Annotated in this window: 17 protein-coding genes; 9 read left to right on the forward strand and 8 right to left on the reverse strand. The window is 73.6% G+C overall.

What is annotated here, in order from left to right:
* Nucleotides 1-103: 103 nt before the first annotated feature.
* On the reverse strand, nt 104-1324 hold the full coding sequence (locus O2W20_RS14060; protein ID WP_269172009.1) for an acetyl-CoA C-acetyltransferase: 1221 nt from the start codon (nt 1322-1324) through the stop codon (nt 104-106).
* Between the two features lie 103 nt (nt 1325-1427).
* Nucleotides 1428-2447, reverse strand: a complete 1020-nt coding sequence (locus O2W20_RS14065) for an SGNH/GDSL hydrolase family protein (RefSeq protein WP_269172008.1) — start codon at nt 2445-2447, stop codon at nt 1428-1430.
* A gap of 88 nt (nt 2448-2535) precedes the next feature.
* Here O2W20_RS14065 and O2W20_RS14070 point away from each other — a divergent pair, with 88 nt between their 5' ends.
* Entirely contained in the window at nt 2536-3897 is a 1362-nt protein-coding gene (locus O2W20_RS14070) for a DUF2252 domain-containing protein (RefSeq protein WP_269172007.1), read from the forward strand.
* Here O2W20_RS14070 and O2W20_RS14075 read toward each other — a convergent pair.
* The 3 genes from O2W20_RS14075 to O2W20_RS14085 form a co-directional block, all read right to left on the reverse strand.
* Nucleotides 3890-4354, reverse strand: a complete 465-nt coding sequence (locus O2W20_RS14075) for a GNAT family N-acetyltransferase (RefSeq protein WP_269172006.1) — start codon at nt 4352-4354, stop codon at nt 3890-3892. The two genes, O2W20_RS14070 and O2W20_RS14075, sit on opposite strands and share 8 nt — an antisense overlap.
* Nucleotides 4355-4415: 61 nt before the next feature.
* Nucleotides 4416-6410: a VWA domain-containing protein gene (locus tag O2W20_RS14080; protein ID WP_269172005.1), complete on the reverse strand. Its 1995-nt coding sequence runs from the start codon at nt 6408-6410 to the stop codon at nt 4416-4418.
* 1 nt (nt 6411) lies between these two features.
* A complete protein-coding gene (locus O2W20_RS14085; protein WP_269172004.1) occupies nt 6412-7881 on the reverse strand; it encodes a sigma 54-interacting transcriptional regulator in 1470 nt (489 codons plus the stop codon).
* A gap of 78 nt (nt 7882-7959) precedes the next feature.
* On the opposite strand from O2W20_RS14085, the gene ilvA reads away from it, so the two are divergent.
* From ilvA to O2W20_RS14105, 4 genes are all read left to right on the forward strand, one after another.
* Nucleotides 7960-9186 carry a threonine ammonia-lyase gene (gene ilvA / locus O2W20_RS14090; RefSeq protein ID WP_269172003.1) on the forward strand — a complete coding sequence of 409 codons (1227 nt, stop codon included), beginning with the start codon at nt 7960-7962 and terminating at the stop codon, nt 9184-9186.
* Between the two features lie 164 nt (nt 9187-9350).
* On the forward strand, nt 9351-10352 hold the full coding sequence (locus O2W20_RS14095; protein WP_269172002.1) for an ATP-binding cassette domain-containing protein: 1002 nt from the start codon (nt 9351-9353) through the stop codon (nt 10350-10352).
* A complete protein-coding gene (locus tag O2W20_RS14100) occupies nt 10349-11155 on the forward strand; it encodes an ABC transporter permease (protein ID WP_269172001.1) in 807 nt (268 codons plus the stop codon). The genes O2W20_RS14095 and O2W20_RS14100 overlap by 4 nt, the downstream gene beginning before the upstream one ends.
* A gap of 63 nt (nt 11156-11218) precedes the next feature.
* Complete coding sequence (locus O2W20_RS14105; RefSeq protein WP_269172000.1) at nt 11219-13315, forward strand: M3 family metallopeptidase; 2097 nt, start codon at nt 11219-11221, stop codon at nt 13313-13315.
* Between the two features lie 207 nt (nt 13316-13522).
* Here the strand turns inward: O2W20_RS14105 and O2W20_RS14110 are convergent, their stop codons facing one another.
* Together O2W20_RS14110 and greA are read right to left on the reverse strand one after the other, a co-directional pair.
* Nucleotides 13523-13873, reverse strand: coding sequence for an RNHCP domain-containing protein (locus O2W20_RS14110; RefSeq protein WP_269171999.1), 351 nt, complete (start codon nt 13871-13873; stop codon nt 13523-13525).
* Nucleotides 13874-13901: 28 nt separating this feature from the next.
* Nucleotides 13902-14408: a transcription elongation factor GreA gene (gene greA, locus O2W20_RS14115; RefSeq protein WP_269171998.1), complete on the reverse strand. Its 507-nt coding sequence runs from the start codon at nt 14406-14408 to the stop codon at nt 13902-13904.
* Nucleotides 14409-14707: 299 nt separating this feature from the next.
* On the opposite strand from greA, the gene mca reads away from it, so the two are divergent.
* The 3 genes from mca (at nt 14708) to O2W20_RS14130 (ending at nt 16583) form a co-directional block, all read left to right on the forward strand.
* The gene (gene mca, locus O2W20_RS14120) at nt 14708-15595 is read left to right on the forward strand and encodes a mycothiol conjugate amidase Mca (RefSeq protein WP_269171997.1); all 888 of its coding nucleotides are present in this window, start codon (nt 14708-14710) and stop codon (nt 15593-15595) included.
* A complete protein-coding gene (locus tag O2W20_RS14125) occupies nt 15592-15927 on the forward strand; it encodes a hypothetical protein (RefSeq protein WP_269171996.1) in 336 nt (111 codons plus the stop codon). Before mca ends, O2W20_RS14125 begins: the two co-directional genes overlap by 4 nt.
* Nucleotides 15928-16067: 140 nt before the next feature.
* Nucleotides 16068-16583 carry a phosphate-starvation-inducible PsiE family protein gene (locus O2W20_RS14130; RefSeq protein ID WP_269171995.1) on the forward strand — a complete coding sequence of 172 codons (516 nt, stop codon included), beginning with the start codon at nt 16068-16070 and terminating at the stop codon, nt 16581-16583.
* 25 nt (nt 16584-16608) lie between these two features.
* Here O2W20_RS14130 and O2W20_RS14135 read toward each other — a convergent pair whose 3' ends face one another.
* Nucleotides 16609-17184 carry an AMIN-like domain-containing (lipo)protein gene (locus tag O2W20_RS14135; protein WP_269171994.1) on the reverse strand — a complete coding sequence of 192 codons (576 nt, stop codon included), beginning with the start codon at nt 17182-17184 and terminating at the stop codon, nt 16609-16611.
* Between the two features lie 150 nt (nt 17185-17334).
* Between O2W20_RS14135 and O2W20_RS14140 the strand changes: the two genes are divergently transcribed.
* Nucleotides 17335-18135 (forward strand): DUF427 domain-containing protein, encoded by an 801-nt coding sequence (locus O2W20_RS14140; protein WP_269171993.1) that lies wholly within the window; start codon nt 17335-17337, stop codon nt 18133-18135.
* The last annotated feature ends 52 nt before the right edge of the window (nt 18136-18187 follow it).

The following is an 18187-nucleotide window of genomic DNA, read 5'->3' on the forward strand; positions in this document are numbered from 1 at the left end:
CAGCAGACGCACCAACGACCGTGGCCCGGTCCCCGCGAGGGGGCCGGGCCACGGTCGTCTGCGCGTGCAGCCCCGGCGGCCGCTCGGCCGCCGGGGCGCGACGTCAGGAGAGGCGCTCCAGCACCATCGCCATGCCCTGGCCGCCGCCGACGCACATCGTCTCCAGGCCGAACTGGCCGTCCCGGGCGCGCAGCCCGTTGAGCAGCGTGCCGGTGATCCGGGCGCCGGTCATGCCGAAGGGGTGCCCGACGGCGATCGCGCCACCGTGCACGTTCAGCTTGTCGATGTCGATGCCCAGGTCGCGGTAGCTGGGGATGACCTGGGCCGCGAACGCCTCGTTGATCTCCACGAGGTCCATGTCCGAGATGGACATGCCCGCCCGGGCCAGTGCCTGCTGCGAGGCCGCGACCGGGCCGTAGCCCATGATCTCCGGCGACAGCCCGGTGACCCCGGTGGAGACGACCCGGGCCAGCGGGGTGATGCCGAGGTCCTGCGCCTTGCGGTCGCTCATGATCACCAGGGCGGCCGCGCCGTCGTTGAGCGGGCAGGCGTTGCCCGCGGTCACCCGGCCGTCGGGGCGGAACACCGGCTTCAGCCCGGCCAGGCCCTCCAGCGTGGTGCCGGCGCGCGGGCCGTCGTCCTTGCTGACCACGGTGCCGTCGGGCGTGGTGACCGGGGTGATCTCCCGCTCCCAGAAGCCGTTGGCGATCGCCTGCTCGGCCAGGTTCTGGCTGCGCACGGCGAACTCGTCCATCTCCTGGCGGGAGACGTCCTTGAGGAGCGCGAGGTTCTCCGCGGTCTGGCCCATGGCGATGTAGGCGTTGGGGAGCTCGCCGTCCTCGCGCGGGTCCTGCCAGCTCTCCGCGCCGCTCTCGGCGGTCTTGGCGACCCGGGCCTCGGCGTCGGCGAAGCGCGGGTTGTGGGTGTCCGGGATGGCGTCGGAGTTGCCCTTGGTGAAGCGGGACACCAGCTCGACGCCGGCGGAGATGAACACGTCGCCCTCGCCGGCCTTGATCGCGTGCAGCGCCATCCGGGTGGTCTGCAGCGAGGAGGAGCAGTACCGGGTGATCGTCGTCCCGGGCAGGTGGTCCATCCCCAGCAGGACGGCGACGACCCGACCCATGTTGAAGCCCTGCTCACCGCCGGGCAGGCCGCAGCCCAGCATCAGGTCGTCGATGTCGGTCGGGTCGAGCTGCGGCACCTGGTCCAGCGCGGCCCGGGTGATCGTCGCGGCCAGGTCGTCCGGGCGGAGGTCCTTCAGCGACCCCTTGAACGCGCGGCCGATGGGGGATCGGGCGACGGCGACGATGACAGCTTCGGGCATGGGTCCTCCACGATGAGGCGCGCCACCTCGAGGGCGGCAACGGACGTCAGATGCCTCCCGAACCTACCCCCGGGTAGCTCCGCCACCCGCGGGGGCGGGGACCTCAGTGCGGCGCTGCCTCGAGGGCGGACTCGTCCGCGCGCTCCGGCGTCGAGATGTCCGGAGGGCGGCGCCGGCGGAGCCGGGCCCACGGGCCGCGGGGACCGGACTCGTTCCCGCGGACGGCGGTCGGCTGCACCTCGGTGCCGGACCGGCCGGCGGCGCGGGCCGCGGCCTGGGCGACCGGCCGGACGGTGTCCCGGCGCAGCCGCAGGCCGCGGTCGGCCGCTGCCGGCCAGACGCCGATCGAGTCGGCGATCGAGGGGAGCAGCGAGGCGGCCGCTGCGGCGTAACCGGCCGCGGACGGGTGGAACTCGTCGTGGCTGAACAGCGTCCGGTCGCTGGCGAACGAGGGACCGAGGACCGAGCCGAGGGAGACGGTGCGCCCGCCCTCGGCCACCACGGCGATCGTCTGTGCGGCGGCCAGCTGGCGGCTCCAGCGCCGGGCCAGCACCCGCAGCGGCTGGGCGATCGGCCGGATGGTGCCCAGGTCGGGGCAGGTGCCGAGGACGACCTGGCAGTCGGCGGCGATCAGCCGGCGCACGGCCTCGGCGAGCGCCCGCACCGAGTCCGCGGGACGGGCCCGGCTGGTCACGTCGTTGGCGCCGATCATGATCAGGGCGACGTTCGGCCGTTCCAGCAACGCGTGGTCGACCTGGGCGGCGAGGTCCTTGGACACGGCCCCGGACCGGGCGAACTTGGCCAGCCGGACCGGCCGCTCGGCCAGCTCGGCCAGTGCGGCGGCGATCAGCACACCAGGGGTCTCCCCGGCCTTGTCCACCCCGAGCCCCACGGCACTGGAGTCGCCGAGCACCGCGAGCACGATCGGCTTGCCGCGGCCACGGCCGTACACGCCGTTGCCGGTGGGCGGGTCGGCCTCGGACGGGTTGGCCTTGACCCGTCGCCGGGCGGCCCTGGCCTCCTCGCGCAGCAGGGTCACCAAGGCGGCTCCGGCGAGCCCGACGCCGCCACCGCCGTACGCGGCACCGGTCGCCAGCCGCCGCGCCCTGCTCGCTCGCGTCACCTGGCCCGTCCCCTCTCCCCGGCTCCCCGGCCGCATGACGCGGTCGAGAGTGCTGATCTCCAGGCTAGCCACCCCCTACGGTTGTGCCGTGGCCGACCGCACCGAGATCACCCCTGCTGGCGAGCACCCCGACGACCGGCAGCAGCAGATCGTCGACGTCCTCGTCGACGCCTTCTCCGGCCTGATGGCCGCCGACGCCGATGCCTTCCGGACCAAGTTCCGCAAGATGGCGGCGGACCCCTTCGCCTTCTACCGCGGGTCGGCGTGCCTGTTCTACGCCGACATGGCGACGCTGGAGGACCGCTGGTGTGACGAGCGGACGTCGCGCGTGTGGATCCAGGGTGACCTGCACGCGGAGAACTTCGGCACCTACATGGACGGCCAGGGGCGGATCGTCTTCGACGTCAACGACTTCGACGAGGCCTACCTCGGTCACGTCAGCTGGGACCTGCGCCGGTTCGCCGCCAGCTTCGCCCTGCTGGCCTGGCGCAAGGCGCTCGGCGACGACGTGATCGACGCCGTGCTCCGCCGGTACCTGGAGTGCTACCTCGACCAGGTGCACGCCTTCGTCGCCGCCGACGACGACCGCTCCTTCGCCCTCCGCCGGGAGAACACCGAGGGCGCGGTGCACGAGCTCGTCCTGGAGACCACCGAGCACACCCGGATCGCCCTGCTGGAGCGGATGACGGTGATCGAGGGGCACCAGCGCCGCTTCACCGACCGCCCGCGCACCCGCCGGCTGGACGACGCCGAGCGCGACCGCGTGCTGGCCGCGGTGGAGCGCTACCGGGAGACCCTGCCGCCGGGCAAGCGCCGCCGGGAGGTCACCTACGACGTCAAGGACGTCGTCGCCACCGGGGGCTTCGGCATCGGCAGCGCGGGGTTGCCGGCCTACAACGTGCTGATCGAGGGGTACGACCAGGCGCTGGAGAACGACGTGGTCCTGTCGATGAAGCAGGGCAACGTGTCGGCCCCCAGCCGGGTGGTGACCGACCCGGAGATCCGCCGGCACTTCGAGCACGAGGGGCACCGGACGGCGATGAGCCAGCGGGCGCTGCAGTCCTACGCCTCGAGCTTCCTCGGGCACACCGAGATCGACGGCGTGGGCTTCGTGGTGGCCGAGCTCTCGCCCTACGAGCTGGACCTGGACTGGGAGGACCTGACCGAGCCCGAGGAGATCCTGCCGGTCGTCGCCCAGCTGGGGCGGGCCACGGCCAAGATGCACTGCGTCGGGGACGCCGACAGCGACCACGAGCTGGTCGACTTCCAGACCGAGGAGGCGATCACCGAGATGATCGGCGACCGGCGGGAGGAGTTCATCGCCGACCTGATCGCCTTCGCGCACTCCTACGCCGAGCGCACCCGTGCCGACCACCGGCTCTTCGTGAACGCCTTCCGCTCCGGCAAGATCCCCGGGGTCAGCTCCAGCGGAGCCCACCCGGTCACCTGATCGGCAGCTCGATCATCATGCCGCGGTGCCCACCCACCGGCCGGAGGTCGTACTCGTCGGTGATGATCGTGAAACCCAGCCGCTCGTAGAAGCCGACGGCGGACGCCCGGGCATCGCACCAGACCAGCTGGCCGCCGAGAGCCGACACCCGGGCCAGGCCCTCGGCCACCAGGGCCCGGCCGGCCCCGAGCCCCCGCACCCGCGGGTCGGTGGCCATGCCCCGCAGCTGCCAGGAGCCCTCGCCCTCCCGCCAGGGGCAGTCGCGCGGGTGGAAGCGGACCACGCCGACCACCTCGTCCCCGTCGACCCGGGCGGCGAGGTGCAGCGTGTACGGGGCGTCGTCCTCGTCGATCTCGACCGGCCGGCCCTGGCGCAGCTCCTGGGCGCGCAGCGGGTAGGTGGTCGCCGCGTCCACCTGTTCGATGGTGATCGTCCCGGTCTCCGCCTCGGTGGTCACGACAACAGTCTCCCCGATCCCGGACCAGCGCGTCGTTCGCGCACGGAGCGACCACGGTCGGTCACCGACCGCGGCGGCCGCGACGCGCGCGCAGGTAGTCGGCGACGACGTACTCGCCGAGCCGCTCGCTGTCGGGCTGGAAGACCCGCCCGCCGGCCCGTGCGGTGATGTCGTGCACGAACTCGACCAGCCCGGGCTCCGGGTCCAGCGCGAACACGTTGAGCGTCGCCCCCGAACGGGCCACCCGCTCCACCTCGGCCACCGTGCGGGCGATCGTCTCGGGCATCGGCGGCCAGCAGAAGTACGGCGTCCCGTCGTCCTCCAGGTGGGCCGTCGGTTCGCCGTCGGTGACCACCAGCACCACCGGCTCGGCGTCCCGGTGCCGGGCCAGGAAGCGGCGGGCCAGCATCAGGCCGTGCTGCAGGTTGGTGCCCTGCAGGGTGTCCACGCTCAGCTCGGCCAGCGTCTCCGGGCGCAGCACCTGGGCGGTGGAGGAGAAGCCGATGATCTCGATGGCGTCCTGCGGGAACTGGGTGGTCACCAGCGAGTGCAGGGCCATCGCCGTGGACTTCGCCGCGCCCCAGGTGCCGCGCAGCGCCATCGAGTAGGAGAGGTCGACCAGCAGGGCCACCGCGGCCCCGGTGCGCCGCTCGGTCTCCACCACCTCGAAGTCCTCGACGGCGATCTGCACCTGGCGCTGGCCCTCCTCACGGGGGCTGCCGGCGCTGCGCAGCACCGCGTTGCGCACCGTGCGGACGACGTCCAGCGGCTGCTCGTCGCCGAACCGCCATTCCCTCGAGGCGCCGGTCAGCTCCCCGGCGGCACCGGCGTCGGCGACGTCGTGCTCCCCGCGACCGGTGGCCGACAGCTTCGCGAACACCCGGCGCAGGGCCGTGGCACCCAGCCGGCGCACCGCCTTGGGGGAGAGCTGCAGCGCCCCCTCGGAGCGGTCGAGCCAGCCCTGCCGCTCCAGCTCCCGCTCCAGCCGGCGCAGCGCCGCGAGGTCGTCGACGGCCGACCGGCCCAGCGCCTGCTCCAGCAGCTCCTCGTCGACGTCGGCCAGCGAGGCGCCGGCGTAGCCCTGGGAGAGCTGCTGGGACAGCGCCTCCAGGTCCGCGAGCTCGGCGACGGCGGTCGTCGCGTCGCCCAGCCCCAGCGGCTGGTCCCCGTCCGGGACCGGGCCGCGCTGGCCCCACGGCAGGTCCGGCCGGGCCTGCCGCAGCGCGTCGGACAGGTGCGCCATCTCGCTCTGCAGCCCGAGGTCGCCCATCGCCTGGCCCATCAGGTCCTGCAGCTCGGCGCGCTGCTCGGGGGAGAGACCGGCCATCATCCGCTCCTGGGCGGCTGCCCGGCGGGCGAGGGAGTCGATCAGCTCCTCCACCGACTGCGGGTCGTCGGGGAAGAACTGCCCGTGCCGGTCCATGAAGTCGGCGAACTGCTGGTCGGTGTCCTCGCCCCGGTTGTGCGCGTCGACCAGGGCGGAGAGGTCGGCGACCATGTCCTTGACCGCCTGCATCGCGGCGCCGTCGCCGTCCTGCATCTGCTGCAGGGCCTGCTTCATCCCCTGGAACGAGCTGTCCAGCACCTCCTGCCGGAGCAGGTCCTCGATCTCGCGGTAGGCCTGGGCGGCCTCCGGGGAACGCCAGGCGTGGTCCTTGAGCGCCCGGACGGCCCCGGCGGTGTCCTCGGGCAGGGCGTCGAGCTCGGCCTCGGCCAGCCGGGCCGCGTCGTCGGGGTCGGGGAACAGCGCCGTCCGCTCGGCCTCGACGGCCTGGTCCAGCAGCTCCCGGACCTGTTCCAGCGTGCCGTCCAGCCGGCCGGCCTCGCGGGCCTGCCGGAGCCGGTCCCGGACGTTGCGGCGCAGCTGGTCCAGCCCGCGCCGGCCGTCGACGCCGCGGCGCAGCAGGTCCCGCATCGCCTCCCGGACGCCGCTGCCGGCCAGCACCTGGTCGCCGATCTCGTCGACCGCGGCCGCCACGTCGTAGGGCGGCGCCAGGGGGTCGGGCCCGCCCCGCCACTTGCCGTACCGGTACCCGCCGTGCCGTCGCTGGGGCACGTCAGGCTCCGTAGACCGTGCGGGAGCCGTCGGTGTCCTTGGCCAGCCGGCGGGTCAGCCACAGCCCCTCGAGCGCAAACTCGACGGCGGCGGCGGCCTGCTCGGCGGACTGCTCCCCCTCGGGGACCCCCAGCCGGCCCAGCAGCTGCGCCAGGTGCGGGATCGTGCCCAGCTGCCCGAGCAGGACGGCGGCCGGCACCAGGTCGCCGGACTCCACGGTGTCCCCGCCGGTGAAGTGCTCCTGCAGGCCGGTGAGGTCCAGACCGCCGCAGCGGGCGCGGAAGGTCTGGGCGGTGGCCTGCCGGAGCAGGTGCTCGAGGACCTCGAGGCTGCGGTCGTCGTCGGCGTCGTTGCCGGCGTCGGCGAACTCCACCTTGCCGCGGCTGGCCGGGACGATGCTCGGCAGGTCGACCACCCGGGCGACCGGTCGGCTCTCCCCGGCGACCGCGGCCCGGCGCACCGCGGAGGCGGCCACCGTCTCCAGCCCGGCGATGGCGAACCGGGCGCTGACCCCGGAGCGCTGGTCGACGTGGCTGGACTCGCGGACCAGCCGGGTGAACCGGGCGACGATCTCCACCAGGTGCTGGGGCACCAGCGGGGTGGCGAACTCGCCGCTGCCGCCCAGCCAGGTGGTCTGCGCCTCCTGCTCGAGCAGCCGCACCTCGTCGGCGAGCTCGATCGGGTAGTGGGTGCGCACCTCGGCGCCGAACCGGTCCTTGAGCGGGGTGATGATCCGGCCGCGGTTGGTGTAGTCCTCGGGGTTGGCGCTGGCCACCAGCAGCAGGTCCAGCGGCAGCCGCACCCGGTAGCCACGGATCTGGATGTCCCGCTCCTCCAGCACGTTGAGCAGGGCCACCTGGATCCGCTCGGCCAGGTCGGGCAGCTCGTTGACGCTGAAGATGCCGCGGTTGGTGCGCGGCACCAGCCCGTAGTGGACCGTCTCCGGGTCGCCCAGGGTGCGGCCCTCGGCGACCTTGATCGGGTCGACGTCGCCGATCAGGTCGCCGACGCTGGTGTCGGGGGTGGCCAGCTTCTCGCCGAACCGCTCGCTGCGGTGCAGCCAGCCGACGGGGGTGGCGTCGCCGTGCTCGGCGACCTGCCGGTGCCCCCAGACGCTGATCGGCTGCAGCGGGTGCTCGTTGAGCTCGCTGCCGACCAGCACGGGGGTCCACTCGTCGAGCAGGCCGACCAGGGTGCGGATCAGCCGGGTCTTGCCCTGGCCGCGTTCGCCGAGCAGCACGAGGTCGTGCCCGGCGATGAGCGCCCGTTCCACTTCGGGGACGACGGTGTCCTCGAACCCGACGATGCCGGGCAGGGTGGGCTCCCCGGCAGCCAGCCGGGCGAGCAGGTTCTGGCGGATCTCGGCCTTGACCGGCCGGGGGGCGGCTCCGCTGGCGCGGAGCTCGCCGAGAGTGGTGGGAGCGGGAGGGGTGGGGGACTGGGTGGTCCCCGTCAGTGCGGCGTCCGTCACCTCGACCACGGTACGACGGACCTGTGACACCCGGGTGTCCGTCGGCCCGCGCACCTGGGGACTGCGAAGATCGACGGCGTGTCCGTCCCCGGTGCAGTGCCCCTGGTCAGCGGGGCCGACGTCGAGTCGGCCGCGCACCTGCTCGACGGCGTCGTGCGCCGGACGCCGCTGGAGCACTCCCGGGCACTGGCCGAACGGGTCGGTGGGCCGGTGTGGCTCAAGTGCGAGAACCTGCAGCGCACCGGCTCGTTCAAGATCCGCGGGGCCTACACCAGGATCGCCCGGCTCAGCGACGCCGAGCGCGCCCGGGGCGTGGTCGCGGCCAGCGCCGGCAACCACGCGCAGGGCGTCGCGCTGGCCGCCCGCGAGCTCGGTGCGGCCGCGACCGTCTTCATGCCGGAGAGCGCGCCGCTGCCCAAGGTCGCCGCGACCCGCGGCTACGGCGCCGACGCCCGTCTCGGCGGGGAGACCCTCACCGAGGCGATCGTCTCGGCGGTGGAGTTCGCCGACCGGACCGGCTCGGTCTTCATCCACCCCTTCGACCACCCCGACGTCATCGCCGGGCAGGGCACCGTGGGCCTGGAGGTCCTCGACCAGTGCCCCGACGTGGCGACGGTGGTGGTCTGCACCGGCGGCGGCGGCCTGGTCTCCGGGATCGCCGCGGCGGTGAAGGCCCGTCGGCCCGACGTCCGGGTGGTCGCCGTCCAGGCGGGGATGGCGGCCGCCTTCCCCGCCTCACTGGCCGCCGGCCGGCCGGTGCCCCTGACCAGCATGGCGACGATGGCCGACGGCATCGCCGTCGCCGCCCCCGGCGACCTCACCCTGGCGCACGTCTCCGGCCTGGTCGACGACGTCGTGACGGTCAGCGAGGGCGACCTCTCCCGGGCGCTGCTGTTCTGCCTGGAGCGGGCCAAGCTGGTGGTCGAGCCGGCCGGGGTGGCCGCGGTCGCCGCGCTGCTGGCCGACCCCACCGCGTTCGCCCCGCCGGTCGTCGCGGTCGTCTCCGGCGGCAACATCGACCCGGTGCTGATGATGAAGGTCGTCCAGCACGGCATGGCCGCCGCCGGGCGCTACCTGTCCCTCCGGGTGCAGGTGCCCGACCGGCCGGGGTCACTGGCCGGGCTGCTGCGTGAGCTGGCCGGTCTGGCCGCCAACGTGCTGTCGGTCGAGCACGAGCGGTTGACGCCGCGCCTGGTGCTGGGCGAGGTGGAGGTCGGCGTGCACCTGGAGACCCGCGGCCCCGACCACGCCGAGCACGTGCTGGCCGCACTCTCCGCGGCCGGGTACGCCCCGCGCGTGGACTGACCGGCGTGGACCGATGACTTCTCCGGGCGGGGCGGGTCTGCACCCCTGAGCCGTCGCACCGCGACGGACCGCCTGTCGTCGCGAGGAGTGTTCATGGAACGGACCCGCCGGGTGCCCGGAAAAGGCAGTGAGAACTGTGGGCGGACGGGCCTAGCGTGCCTGGCATGACCGATGCCGTCGTCGTCGAGGGGCTCGTGAAGCGCTTCGGTGAGAACACCGCGCTCGGTGGGGTCGACCTCACCGTGTCCGAGGGCACCGTCCTCGGGCTGCTGGGGCCCAACGGCGCCGGCAAGACCACCGTCGTCCGGATCCTGAGCACCCTGCTGCAGCCCGACGAGGGCCGGGCGGAGGTGGCCGGCCTCGACGTGCGCACCCAGGCCGACCAGGTGCGGGCCATGATCGGGCTGACCGGCCAGTACGCCGCGGTCGACGAGTACCTGACGGGTGCGGAGAACCTGGAGATGGTCGGGCGGCTCTACCGCCTGGGCAAGCGGGAGGCCAGGTCGCGCGCCGGCCAGCTGCTGGAGCGCTTCGACCTGTCCGACGCGGCGAACCGCCCGGCGAAGACGTACTCCGGCGGCATGCGCCGGCGGCTGGACATCGCCGCCTCCCTCATCGCCCGGCCACGGGTTCTGTTCCTCGACGAGCCGACGACCGGGCTCGACCCCCGCAGCCGGCTCGGCATGTGGGAGTTCATCGCCGACCTGGTCAGCGACGGGACGACGATCCTGCTCACCACCCAGTACCTGGAGGAGGCCGACCGCCTGGCCGACCGGATGGTCGTCATCGACCGCGGCAAGGTGATCGCCCGCGGCACCGCCGACGAGCTGAAGGCCCAGGTCGGTGGCGAGCGGCTGGAGCTCACCGTGGGCACCGTCGAGCAGCTCGCGGTGGTGACCGACGCCCTGCGTCCGCTCTCCCACGGCGAGCTGCACGCCGACCGGCAGACCCGGCGGCTGTCGGTGCCGGTCACCGGCGGCACCGACACGCTGGCCGAGGCGCTGCGCCGGCTCGCCGGCACCAGCGCGCAGGTGCTCGACATCGGCCTGCGCCGACCCGACCTGGACGACGTCTTCCTGACCCTCACCGGCCGCTCCGCCGAGGACGCCGACACCACGACCGACGCCGAGGACTCGGCCACCGTCAGTGCAGGAGCGCAGTCATGACCACCCTGGCCGAGACGGTCTCCGACAGCGTCGTCATCACCAAGCGCAACCTGATCAAGGTCAAGCGGGTGCCCGACCTGATCGTCTTCGCGACGCTGTCGCCGATCATGTTCGTGGTGCTGTTCCGCTACATCTTCGGTGGCGCCATCAACCTGCCGCCGGGCATCAGCTACGCCGAGTTCCTGCTGCCGGGCATCTTCGCCCAGACGGTGGTCTTCGGCTCCACCGTGACCGGGGCGAGCATCGCCGAGGACCTCCAGAAGGGGCTGATCGACCGGTTCCGGTCGCTGCCGATGTCCCGGTCGGCGGTGCTGATCGGCCGCACCGTCGCCGACCTGGGGCTCAACGTCATCTCGATCACGGTGATGGCGCTGACCGGGTTGGCCGTGGGCTGGCGGATCAACTCCTCGATCGGGGAGGCGATCGGCGGGTTCCTGGTGCTGCTGGTCTTCGCCTTCGCCATCTCCTGGCTGATGGCGCTGGTCGGCCTGCTCGTCCGCACCCCGGAGGTGGTCAACAACGCGAGCTTCATCGTGATCTTCCCGTTGACCTTCGCCTCCAACGCCTTCGTCCCGCTGGAGAGCTTCCCGGCGCCGCTGCGGGCGTTCGCCGAGTGGAACCCGGTCTCCACCGTTGTCCAGGCGGCCCGGGAACTGTTCGGCAACGTCCCCGCCGGGGCCCCCGTCCCCGACGTCTGGTCGCTGCAGAACCCGGCGCTGTACACCGTGCTGTGGACCATCGCGATCCTGGTGGTCTTCGTGCCGCTCGCGGTGCGGGCCTACCTGCGCACTGCCAGCCGCTGACGGCTCGGCTCCGGTCGGCCGTCGGGTGACGGCCGACCGGGTACGGGGGCGAAGATGAGCGGGATGAGCACCACTGCACCGGCTCCGTCGCCGGACTCGACGTCCCTGTCCGCATCGACCCTGTCCGCGTCCAACCCGCTGGCCACCCCGTCGACGCTGCCCTACGAGCTGCCGCCGTTCGCCGACATCTCGCTGGAGCACTGCCGGGAGGCGTTGCTGGCCGGGATGGCCGAGCAGCGGGCCGAGGTCGCCGCCCTGCTGGCCGACCCGGCCGAGCCGACGTTCGAGAACACCGTCGTGGTCCTCGAGCGCTCCGGTCAGCTGCTCGGCCGGGCCGAGGCGGTCTTCTGGAACCTGTCGTCGTCGATGTCCAGCGACCGGCTGCGGGAGATCGAGCGGGAGGTCGCCCCGCTGTCGGCGGCGCACTCCGACGCCCTGCGACTGGACCCGGCGCTGTTCGCCCGGATCGACGCCGTGCACGCCACCCGGCACGAGGCGGGCCTGGACGCCGAGTCGCTGCGCCTGGTGGAGCGCTACCACCTGGACTTCGTCCTCGCCGGCGCCGGGCTGGACGACGCCGGGCGCGAGCAGCTCCGCGAGCTCAACCAGCGGCTGTCGGAGCTGTCCACGACCTTCGGGCAGAACCTCGTCGTGGCCACGGAGGGGGCGGCGGTGCTGGTCACCGACGAGACCGAGCTGGACGGGCTCAGCCCCGCCGAGGTGCAGGCCGCCGCCGGTGCCGCCGCCGAGCGCGGCCACGAGGGCGGGTACCTGCTCACCCTGGTGCTGCCCAGCGGCCAGCCCGCGATGGCCAAACTGCGCAACCGGGAGCTGCGCCGCCGGCTGCACGACGCGTCGCTGACCCGGGCCTCGGCCGGCGAGCACGACAACGGCCCGATCGCGGTCGAGATGGCGCACCTGCGCGCGGTCCGGGCCCGCCTCCTGGGCTTCGACACCCACGCCGACCTGATCGCCGCCGACCAGACCGCCCGCACCTCCGCCGCGGTCGACGAGCTGCTGGCCGCGCTGGTGCCGCCGGCGATGGCCAACGCCCGGGCGGAGGCCGACGTGCTCGCCGAGGTGGCCGCTGCCGACGGCGTCGAGCTCGCCGCCTGGGACTGGTCGTTCTACTCCGAGCGGGTGCGGGCCGAGCGCTACGCCGTCGACAGCGCCGCGCTGCGGCCGTGGTTCGAGCTGGACCGGGTGCTGGTCGACGGGGTGTTCCGCGCCGCCGAACTGCTCTACGGCCTCACCTTCGCCCCCCGTCCGGACCTGCAGGGCTACCACCCGGACGTCCGGGTCTGGGAGGTCTTCGCCGACGGGCGGCCCGTCGGGCTCTACCTGGGTGACTTCTTCGCCCGCGAGGGCAAGCGCGGCGGTGCCTGGATGAGCTCGTTCGTCAGCCAGTCCGGCCTGCTGGACACCCGCCCCGTGGTGTTCAACTGCCTCAACGTCACCCGGGCGGCAGCCGGTCAGCCGACGCTGCTCACCCTGGACGAGGTGACGACGCTCTTCCACGAGTTCGGGCACGCGCTGCACGGGCTGTCCTCGGCGGTCACCTACCCGCGGTTCAGCGGCACCAGCGTGCCGCGCGACTTCGTGGAGTTCCCCAGCCAGGTCAACGAGATGTGGGCGCTGTGGCCGGAGGTGCTGGCGCACTACGCCAAGCACGTCGAGACCGGTGAGCCGCTGGCGCAGGAGACGGTCGACGCACTGGAGGCCGCGGCCCTGTGGGGCGAGGGGTTCGCGACCGTCGAGTACCTGGGGGCCACGCTGCTCGACCAGGCCTGGCACCGGATCGGGCCGGACACCCAGGTCAGCGACGCGCAGGCCTTCGAGGCCCAGGCGCTCACCGACGCCGGGGTCGCCTTCGACCTGGTGCCGCCTCGGTACCGGACGACGTACTTCCAGCACGTCTTCGCCGGCGGGTACTCGGCCGGCTACTACTCCTACATCTGGTCCGAGGTGTTGGACGCCGACACCGTGGAGTGGTTCAAGGAGAACGGCGGGCTGCGCCGGGAGAACGGTGACGTCTTCCGCGGCGAGCTGCTCTCCCGCGGTGGCTCCGTCGACCCGCTGGGCGCCTTCGCCGCCGTCCGGGGGCGGGCCGCCGACACCGGGCCGCTGCTGCGCCGCCGGGGGCTGACGCCCGTCGCCTGACCCCGACACGCAGAACGCCCCCGCGGACGTCGTCGTCCGCGGGGGCGTTCTGCGTGCTGCCCCTGCTGAGCCGGGCGGCACGGGGCCCGCCCGGTCAGGTGGCGGGCCTCGCTCTGCACGCGTTCCCTCCGCTCCGCACGCGCCGCAGCACGTGAAGAACGGAGGAAGAGCGTGCAGAGCGGCGGAGGTGACGAGGCGGCGGCCGGTTCAGAGCCAGGGGAGGGCGAGCACCAGGTCGAGGTCGTCCGGGGCGGCGCCGTCCCGGACCAGGCGGTTGGGCTGGCGGTGGCCGCAGGTGGTGCAGCGGTGCACCACCTGCCAGCCCTTGCCCGACTTCTCGACGAGGCCGATGGGCTCCATCAGCTGCCGGCACTCGCTGGCCCGGTCGCCGGGCAGCTCGTCGACGTGCAACGACCAGAGGCACCACGGGCAGTGGTTTCGGTAGTGCCCGTCGGTGTTCGCCGGCACCAGGGTCTGGCAGTGCCCGCAGACGAAGGTGGTGTTCTCCGCCCGCCGGGAACGCGCCCGCCCGCCGTCCACCGTGCCGGTCTCGTCCATGGTGCTCGTCACCGCCCTGGCCCGGGGGTCAGGGGATGAACGGCTCGACGGCCAGGACCTTCACGGAGATGTCCTTGCCGTTCGGTGCCTGGTAGGTGACCGTCGCGCCGGGCGCGGCGCCCACGATCGCGGCACCCAGCGCCGACTCGGGGGAGTAGACGGTCAGGTCGGTGGTGCCGGCGATCTCGCGGGAGCCCAGCAGGAACTTGTCGGTGTCGTCCTGGTCGCCGTCGAAGGCGATGGTGATGACCGTGCCGACGGCGGCGTTGGTCGCCGTCGTGGGCGGCTGGCCGACCCGGGCCTTGCGCAGCAGGTCGGTGAGCTGCCGGATCCGGCCCTCCGCCTTGCCCTGTTCCTCGCGGGCTGCGTGGTAGCCGCCGTTCTCCTTGAGGTCGCCCTCCTCGCGGCGGTCGTTGATCTCCTTGGCCATCGCCGGTCGGTTCGCCACCAGCTGTTCGAGCTCGGCTCGCAGCCGGTCGTGGGCCTCCTGCGTCAGCCAGACGCCCTGGTCCTGCTCGTCAGTGGGGGTGGACACAGTTGCTCCCGGTGCTCGTCTTCGCGACCCGCTGTTCGCGGGGTCACCGCTGGTCAATCCGAGCAACGTAACACCGGACCGGAGCGGCGTGCAGCCGTCAACGGAACGGGTCCGACCGGGGAGGCTCCTGTGTCGCAGGTCCACGGGAGTGGCGCGGGGCACACCAGGAGTCGCCGGGGTGCCTGCCGCGATCGGCCGGCCGGGGGGACAATGGAGGTCGAGACCGGGCGTGCGCGTCACGAACGGCGTGAGGGCACCGTCGAGCGCGGGCTCGACGAGCGGAGCGAGGAGCAGCACAGGTGAGCGAACCGGACCAGTTGCGCCTGCTCGCGGTGCATGCCCATCCCGACGACGAGTCGAGCAAGGGCGCCGCGACCATGGCCAAGTACGTCGCGGAGGGCGCCCGGGTGATGGTGGCGACCTGTACCGGCGGGGAGCGCGGGTCGGTGCTGAACCCGGCGATGGACCGGCCCGAGGTGTGGGAGCGGATGGCGGAGATCCGCACCGAGGAGATGGCCCGGGCGCGGGAGATCCTCGGCGTCGAGCAGGAGTTCCTGGGCTTCGTCGACTCCGGGCTGCCCGAGGGCGACCCGCTGCCGCCGCTCCCGGAGGGCTGCTTCGCCCTGGTGCCGGTGGAGGAGGCCGCTGCGCCCCTGGTCGAGCTGATCCGGCGCTTCCGGCCGCAGGTGGTGCTCACCTACGACGAGCGGGGCGGCTACCCCCACCCGGACCACATCAAGACCCACGAGATCTCGGTGCACGCCTTCGAGGCGGCCGGCGACCCGGACCGCTACCCCGACCTCGGGGAGCCCTGGCAGCCGAGCAAGCTCTACTACCACATGGGCTTCACGCTGCCCCGCACGAAGGCGCTGCACGAGGCGATGCTGGCCGAGGGGGCCGAGTCGCCGTACACCGAGTGGCTGGCGAAGTGGGACCCGGACAACGACATCTCCCACCGGGTGACCACCCGGGTGCCCTGCGCCGAGTACTTCCCGGTGCGGGATGCCGCCCTGATCGCCCACGCCACCCAGATCGACCCCACCGGCCGCTGGTTCTCCGTCCCGCTGGACCTGCAGACCCGCACCTGGCCGACCGAGGACTACGAGCTGGCCCGCTCGCTGGTCGACTCCGTCATCCCGGAGGACGACCTGTTCGCCGGCGTCCACACCTCGGAGCGTGTCTCGTGACCACCGCACTCACCCTGCTCGCCGTCGAGCAGCAGCAGGTCCCCGAGGACGTCGGCAAGGCCGGCCCGCTGGGGCTGCTGCTCATCGTCCTGCTGCTCATCGCGGTGCTGTGGCTGGGCCGGTCGATGACCCGGCACCTCAAGGGGCTGCCGCGCAGCTTCGACCCGGCCGACCAGGTGCCCGACACCCCGGCCGAGCTGATGGTCGACGTCCCGGCCCGGGCGCCCGGCGCCGAGCTGCTGGACACCCTGCGGCGTGCCCCGCTGGCGATCGAGCCGCCGTCCCGCCCTGAGGACGGCGACACCCGGGGCGGGCGGCCCGGCGCTCCCTGACCGCCCCGGCACCGCCGGACCGGGTGCAGCCCCGGTGGTCCAGCACCGATCGGCCCGGGCCGGCGGGGACCTGACCCCCGAGAGGGACGCGCACCCGTCGTCCGGGCGCGTGCGGGACGGCGGTCGGCGATGATCGCCCGATGGCGACCCAGCGGGTCCGGCGGGACCCCGACCAGCACGACCGATCACTCCCCGGCCGCTGGGGCACCCGCGCCCTGGAGATCGGCGAGAACATCGTCTACGCCGGCATCGCGCTGTTCCTCGTGCTCAGCGCCCTCGTCCTGCTGTTCATCGCCGGGAGGACGACCTGGGGGATGGTCGGTGACCCCTCCCAGGGCCCGGTGCTCGAGCTGCTGGACGTGCTGCTGCTCGTCTTCATCGTCGTCGAGCTGCTGTTCGCCGTGCGGATCACCGTGGAGCGCCGGGAGCTGGTGGCCGAACCGTTCCTGCTGGTCGGGATCATCGCCTCGATCAAGGAGATCGTCGTGCTGTCGGTCGAGGCGGCAGGGGTGCTGGGCAAGGGCGCGGAGTTCGACGACCGGATCACCGAGATCGCCGTCCTCGGCGTGCTGGTGGTCCTGCTGGGGGCCACGGCCTGGCTGCTCCGGCTGAAGGAGCGCGAGCCCGACGAGGGCGACGCGCCACCGGCAGGCTGACCGGCCGGGTCGCCTCTGCCGGGTCTCACCACCGGTGCGCGACGTCGACCACGACGCGGGCACCGTCGGGCTGCCCCGGTGCACCGGCGAGCACGAAGACCCGAAACGGCAGCCGGGCCCGGGTGCCGACCGCCAGCGACGTCTGCCCCTCGAAGGAGCCCGCCCAGGCCACCTGGCGCAGGGTCCGGGCGGCACCGACGTCGACGACCTGGGTCCGGTCGGGCAGGTAGGTGGGGGTGCGCGACCCGTCGTAGGCCGGTGCGCGGACGACGAGCTGCAGGACGGCGCCGCCCGCGACGGGCACCGGGGTGCCCGACCCCTGGGCACCGACCTGGTCCACGTACCGGACGTCGTAGCCGGTGTCGCCGGCCGCGGCCAGGTCGACCACCAGCCGGTCGAAGCACGGGTGCTGCCCGGCGCGGACGTCGGTGACGGTGCCCGGCGGGAAGGCGCCCATCGGCTGGCTCTCGGGCAGCGACCCCCAGCGGATCCCGCAGTACGGACCGCTGGCCGCCTGGGCCGGCAGTGCACCGCCCAGCAGTGCGACGGCGGCGAGCAGCACGATGATGAGCGTCCGCGGACGCGTTCGTTGCCGGTCCATGACGACCTCCTCGGTGTCGTCCCTGATCGTGCCCCGAGGGCAGCTGGCTGAACGTGACGATCTCGTGACTGCCCGTCCGCCCGGGCGTCGAGGCGCCACCGCCCGCGTCAGGACCGGGCGGGAGCCGCAGGACCCGCCTACGGTCGGGACATGTCGCTGACCCTCGGTACCGGTCCTCTCGCCCGGCCCTCGGCCGGACAGCTGAACGCCGACCTGTGGTCGGTCGCCCCCGCGCACGCGCTGTACCTCCACCCCCTGCAGGAGCGCATCCGCGGGGTGTCCGGCGAGCGCACCGTCGTGGACACCACGGGCGCGCAACTGCTGCACGAGACGGGGCTGCTGCCCCGCTGGTACCTGCCGGAGGCCGACGTGGCGGCCGGTCTCCTGCAGCCCAGTGACACCCGCACCACCTGCCCGTTCAAGGGCGAGGCCCGGTACTGGCACCTGGAGGTCGACGGGCGCCGGGTCGAGGATGCGGCGTGGTCCTACCCGGAGCCCATCGACGGCTGCCCGCCGCTGGCCGGGCTCCTCTCCTTCGACCTGGAGCGCCTGGACTCCTGGTGGATTGAGGACGAGCAGCTGCTCGGGCACCCGCGCGACCCGTTCCACCGGGTGGACGCCCGGCGCTCGTCCCGGCAGGTGGTGGTGCGGGTCGGAGACCAGGTGGTCGCCGACACCTCCGCGCCGATCGCGGTGTTCGAGACCGGCCTGCCGGTGCGCTGGTACGTGCCCGAGGCCGACGTCCGGGCCGAGTTCCTGGAGCCGAGCGACACCACGTCGGAGTGCCCGTACAAGGGCGTGGCGAGCTACGAGCACCTGACCGTCGCCGGCCGGCGGTACGAGGACGCGGTGTGGTGCTACCGGGAGCCGCTGCTGGAGGCGCTGCCGGCCGCAGGACACCGGTCGTTCGACGGGGACGGCGTCGAGGTCGAGATCCGGGTCGCCGGCTGAGCCGAGACCGGCTCGGACGGAGACCCGGGGTCCTGCCTGGGCGCCGCCGTCC

The sequence above is a fragment of the Modestobacter sp. VKM Ac-2982 genome, assembly GCF_026967935.1.
GTDB lineage: Bacteria > Actinomycetota > Actinomycetes > Mycobacteriales > Geodermatophilaceae > Modestobacter.